This window comes from Bacillus cereus group sp. BfR-BA-01355, assembly GCF_022663675.1.
Taxonomy (GTDB): domain Bacteria; phylum Bacillota; class Bacilli; order Bacillales; family Bacillaceae_G; genus Bacillus_A; species Bacillus_A thuringiensis_S.
Genome location: NZ_JAKUFY010000194.1, coordinates 1 through 5,361, shown reverse-complemented (window position 1 = coordinate 5,361; position 5,361 = coordinate 1). Strand labels below are relative to the sequence as shown.

Genomic DNA, 5,361 nt, shown 5'->3' with positions numbered 1-5,361 from the left:
TTCTCTTCTATCTTTGTTGCTTTCTTTTCTTGAGCAATTGCTTTCTTTGATGTATTAGAAGCGGTAAATAACTGGTATGTCACTATACCAACTGTCACTAATATTAAAGTAAATGCAATATTAAAAATTGCCTTTTGACGACGATTCTGTTGTTTTTCTTGAAATCTACTTACTTGTCCCATTCTTCAAACCTCCGCGTTTACTTTCTCCTCTACTCTTTATGTATTATCTCTATAATTTTCTTAATATTTTATTAAATAATAGAAATAAACTACACTTTCCTACAGGATCTCATATCATAATAAAATTTATTTTTTTCAAGCATCTGACATATGTCATTCAAAATAGTTTAATACATTAAAAATTGATAAGCTTCCGCACTTAAGAAACCTTCAATTTTATTCAAAGGTGATTCCGATTATGTCCACATTAGATCTCCTGTAGAAAGCTTTTTAACAATTAAACCTCTTCTTCCCTTATTTATAATTTTTAAATTAAATTTCCCTCTATAGTATAATAAAGATGTTTCGTTTTCTAATGGGGTATGTCGTAAAATCAAAAGGGATTTTATCTCTTTTACCTTCTTTTCAGAGTAAATTTCACCACTAGGAAATTCTATTATTCCTAATGTAATCTTTAATTCGCTCTCATCGAAAGGCCACTCCTTATTAAGTTCCCTTATCTTTTGTATAAAGCTTCTTTTGGTTTGTCCTATATATAGCAATGTTACATTCTTAGCACATACTCTAGAGATTGCAAATATCCCCTTCTTAGAAGCTTCTTCCCTATTATAAAAATCATTTATACTATACATTCCATACCATTTAATATTTACTGTTTCTATGAATCTCACCTCATTTTTAGACAATATTATAATTTCTGAATGTTCAAATTATAATAGACGCATAGTCCTGATTACTTGAATTATAAATTGTGCTTTTCAATAATACATTTTATTATTACTAATTTCAATAATACAAAAAAAATACAATATTATAGTTTAATTACAAAACTTTATAAAAAAACAAAGTGATGTCGTACCAAATATTATATTTTTTCAATATCAGACTATCGTGAACAAAAGTTAGAGAGTTATGGAATAAAATATAATTTGTATGTACATACATTTCTTTAAAAAGAAGTTTTGTAGTTTGCAACTGAATTAAAAAAACATAGATTTTTATGACTCTTTTTGGGGATATAGCAAAGTGGGATCTTTTATATGCACGTTACTATACCGAACTAAATTTCGGTATAGTATTTTTTTGCAGCTCCTTGATTTTTCACCAAATACGCATAAAAATCAATAGTATGAAAATAAACTACTGGCTAAAAGTTTACTTTCGATAAAATAAAAAAGAACCTGCTCCATTCATTCTTAAAAACATAAGGTAAAGTGAACCCGTTAAAATACACGAATGAACCTTAGTTTTATCCTCTTACCTAAAGGAGAAACTATTATGGGCTATGGTGGTAGTTGCGGAGAAGGCTGTGGTTTTGCTGGTGGATTTGCTTTACTTGTTGTACTCTTTATACTATTAATCATTATCGGATGCAGTTGCTTCTGCTAAAAAACTATTAGAAAGGACACTCTGATATGGGTGTCTTTTCTTTATGGAAAATATCTACTATCAACCTAATTAATTTTGCCTTATAACTTCTATCATCAACAAAGGGTGATACAAACTATTACATATGTTTGTACCACCCTTTGTTGATGCGTTTAGACTTCACAAGTGTTGAAGTTTTAGACTTCTCCCTTAGTGCACCCATATTATTAGAACATCCTGTAATCTGTAGACAAAATGTAGCTAATAAAAACAATATTAATAATTTCTTCAATAAATCCTCCTACATACATAAAACACCATATGTTACAAAACAAACATAACATCAACTCTTTATAAAAACAATATAATCCTCGGTCCTTAAGCTATCTCTTAACATAGGAGTACCGTCACATATCCATCAAGCTAAGATTTTAAAATATCCCCTGCTTAAGGAATTTGTAAGTATCAAGTAAGAAAAACGAGAGCTTTGTTTCCTATAATCAAAATAGAAAGTGAAGGAAAAAAGATTATTTCTGCGATTAATATGCATGTAACAAGAGAAGAAATCTACATTTTTTTAGAATAATAATATTAGTATGTCCAAGTTTTGGAGATTGCTTGCAAATATTTTGAAGTTTTCGCACCAGAATTCTAATTACCATACTTGTTTTTTGCCATCACATATTGGAGGTTAAAACATGATTAAAAAAAAGAAAATACAAAGATTAGCACTTACCTTTATCCTACTCTTTTCTTTAGGCATTTCATCTTTCTCGCTTACAACAACTATTCACGCAGATACAAGCGAGGAACAATCTGCTGAAAAGAAACTAGTCTCTTTAACGGAGCGTACATCATTATTTTTTGAATATCTCCAGCAAGGTAAGTATGCAGAGGCACTACAGTTGACGTCTACTACTTTTCAATCCAAGTTTACAGCAACCACATTACAAAACTGGTGGACACAAAGTGGTTGGAGCGGGATAAAAAGCATGGGAATCCCCGTGATAAAAGAACGAAACTTGGTCCATCAGACGGTAGAAATTCCAGCAGCTACCGAAGGAACTACCATACCGCTACTCCTTAAATTCACACCTGGCGGGAAAGTAGATGAAATTGGAGAAAGGCTACCCGAGGAATCTTATACCATCCCCCATCCTAGCTATGATCAATCTAACTCCTATCAAGAACGTGAAATCGTCATTGGAAATTCTACCTATCCGTTACCAGCCACATTAACAGTTCCGAAACATAAGCGTGGTGAAAAGCTGCCCGTAGTTGTTCTTGTTCATGGTGCTGGCATCCATGATCGCGATAGCACATATATGGGAACAAAAATCTTACGAGACATTGCGGTGGGCCTTTCATCCAACGGAATTGCAGTGTTGCGCTATGAAAAGCGCACCTTAGAACATGCATTAAAGATGAGTGCAGAACCTGTTACATTAGACCGTGATACTACAGATGATGCCATATATGCAGCAAAATCAGTAGCGCAGCAGGAAGGCATTGATCCAAATAATATTTTCATTCTTGGACATAGTCTAGGAGCTGGCACAATGCCACGTATACTAAGCAAAGCACCTTCCTCACTTGTCCGAGGAAGCATCTTACTCGCACCACCTGCACGCCCTTTGACTGACATTGCCATTGATCAGTATGAATACCTTGGGGCGTCAAAGGAAGAAATCACTGAACTAAAAAGACAGGCTGCTTTTATTCAGGATCCTACTTTCAATCCTGACCATCCTCCAGCTGGCTACAATTTTGGGTCACCTCATTTTATGTATGATGTTTCTAGGTGGCGTCCAGTTGAAGAGGCAAAATCACGAAAAGAGCCTTTACTCATTCTGCAAGGAGCACGTGATTATCAAGTAACAGTAAAAGATGAATATACAAAATGGCAAGAAGGGCTTGCAAACCGCGGGAATGTTCAGTTCAAAAAATATCCGAAATTGAATCATTTCTTCACGGAGGGTGACGGGGAATTAAGCCTCCCTAGTGAATATGAAATCCCTGCTAACGTTCCCGAATACGTCATCCAGGACATTATTACATGGGTTAACGAGACAAAAAAATAAGAAAACATCAAAAGCCTTCATGCAATCATCATTGCGTGAAGGCTTTTGGAAACTAGTGATTCAGAGATAGCTATTATAATGCACCAAAACGAGAATTATATTTTTCTACGTACTAAATAAAACGCTAAGGAACCCATAATAACAGGTGCAACGAAGTCAAAGAAATGTGAAAAAGTAAAAGTAAAAGTAAAAAGAAAAAGAAATGGTATAAGTGTATAGATAACTGCTAGTCCTATAAATAAAGGAATTCCAAATTGAAACTCTCGACATCGTTTAATTTTCCTATATAAAACTTCCCCAAGTAAACAAGCTATGAGAGCTGGTATACTACCATAAGTGACGATAGTTTTTATGAATCCATGTAAAACGTCCGGGTAAATAAAGCTAGGATTAAAAATATATGAAATTAAGAACCATCCAAAAATAAAAGCAAACAGACTTGCAGCATAACCAACTACAAATTTTATCAAAGTAATCAACGTAATCATCCCCATAATTCCCTAATATTATCTTCATTGTATCATTTTCTCTTAAAAAGACTCCAAAAGGATATACTTGCCCTTCAGCTTTCTTTTTTAATACTTGTTCAAGACGTATTTTTTGATGTTATTTTGTATAAAAAACTTTTGGGAGCAACCTGTTCTGTTGGCTTGATGAGCATGACATGCCGCCAATATTCCGAAAAAAAATCACGCTAAACAAAAAACTATAATAAACTTTCCATATGAGCAGCTTATTTACATAAAAAAAGACACCCTAAGGTGCCTTTCTCCGACTAGATAACCACTTTAATTTTACTAATGTGTATTGGACTTTCCATCCTCAATGAATGGAAAGTAGAGATGCTTCAATTATGTACCGGTCTGGAGCGTCTCCTATATAGTCAAAAGGATAACAAGTTGTTAATGTTAATGTTGGCTCACTTTTTTCTACAATAACTGTTCGATCTTCTGAATCTGTTATCCAATGCTTGTTAATTTCATATGTATATGTTTTATTTTCATATTCCACGATAAGTTGGTCATTTTCCTTTAATTGACCAAGCTCGGTAAAAACAGTATCTCTATGTCCACTTAAAACTGTATGGCCATTTCCAGATGGTGTAGTAGTTAAGTCACTAACAAACATACCTACACCCTTTTTTAGTACTTTATCATCGGCTCCCCAATATATAGAGTATTTCTTTTGTATTTTAGGGATAATTAAATATGCTACTTTATCTCCTAACTGATGGTTTACATTTGAAGCGGGAATTTGTACAGGTTCTTCTTGTAATGAAGTGTCAGTCTTTATCTCTGTCTCTGTTTGATTGATGTTTTGCGTTTCATTTTCTTTAGAAGGTGTGGAGGTCTCATATTGTTTAGCCTCGTTAGTTGTTAACGACTCTGCTGATTGTCTAGCACTATACCATTCTAGAAAATAATAGGAAAAGATAGTAAGTCCAATAACAGTTAAACATAAGCCTATCCATTGTTTTTTATTCACTTTTATCACTCCATTTGAAAACGACAGGATTTCTCCTGCCGTTTTAAGGAACTATTTTATGCGTTTGTCTTTTTACGACGGAACATTAATACAGAACCAGCTAATGCTAATCCTAAGCTTGCTAACATCATTGTAACACCGTTTGATGCTGTATTAGGTAATTTTTCACCTTGTTTTTTTGTTTCTTTTTTCACAACTGTATTAGTATTTTTCTTTGTTTCTTTTGCAGTTGTTTGAGGCTTAGT

Annotated in this window: 6 protein-coding genes and 2 pseudogenes; 2 read left to right on the top strand and 6 right to left on the bottom strand. The window is 33.5% G+C overall.

The window, feature by feature from the left end:
* Nucleotides 1-182: pseudogene (locus MR167_RS30280) on the bottom strand (YrrS family protein); the annotation flags it as partial.
* Nucleotides 183-418: 236 nt separating this feature from the next.
* A complete protein-coding gene (locus MR167_RS30275) occupies nt 419-853 on the bottom strand; it encodes a hypothetical protein (protein WP_002162905.1) in 435 nt (144 codons plus the stop codon).
* A 607-nt stretch (nt 854-1,460) separates the two neighbouring features.
* Between MR167_RS30275 and MR167_RS30270 the strand changes: the two genes are divergently transcribed.
* The gene (locus MR167_RS30270; RefSeq protein ID WP_000540371.1) at nt 1,461-1,571 is read left to right on the top strand and encodes a YjcZ family sporulation protein; all 111 of its coding nucleotides are present in this window, start codon (nt 1,461-1,463) and stop codon (nt 1,569-1,571) included.
* 677 nt (nt 1,572-2,248) lie between these two features.
* Nucleotides 2,249-3,631, top strand: a complete 1,383-nt coding sequence (locus MR167_RS30265) for an alpha/beta hydrolase (protein WP_242316156.1) — start codon at nt 2,249-2,251, stop codon at nt 3,629-3,631.
* Nucleotides 3,632-3,726: 95 nt separating this feature from the next.
* Here the strand turns inward: MR167_RS30265 and MR167_RS30260 are convergent, their stop codons facing one another.
* From MR167_RS30260 to MR167_RS30245, 4 genes and pseudogenes are all read right to left on the bottom strand, one after another.
* Nucleotides 3,727-4,119: a hypothetical protein gene (locus MR167_RS30260; RefSeq protein WP_042887074.1), complete on the bottom strand. Its 393-nt coding sequence runs from the start codon at nt 4,117-4,119 to the stop codon at nt 3,727-3,729.
* A 25-nt stretch (nt 4,120-4,144) separates the two neighbouring features.
* Nucleotides 4,145-4,267, bottom strand: a pseudogene (locus MR167_RS30255) (GNAT family N-acetyltransferase); the annotation flags it as partial.
* A 186-nt stretch (nt 4,268-4,453) separates the two neighbouring features.
* Nucleotides 4,454-5,116 (bottom strand): class D sortase, encoded by a 663-nt coding sequence (locus MR167_RS30250; protein WP_242316155.1) that lies wholly within the window; start codon nt 5,114-5,116, stop codon nt 4,454-4,456.
* 56 nt (nt 5,117-5,172) lie between these two features.
* A partial coding sequence (locus MR167_RS30245) for an LPXTG cell wall anchor domain-containing protein (protein ID WP_242316154.1) occupies nt 5,173-5,361 on the bottom strand: 189 nt, incomplete at its 5' end.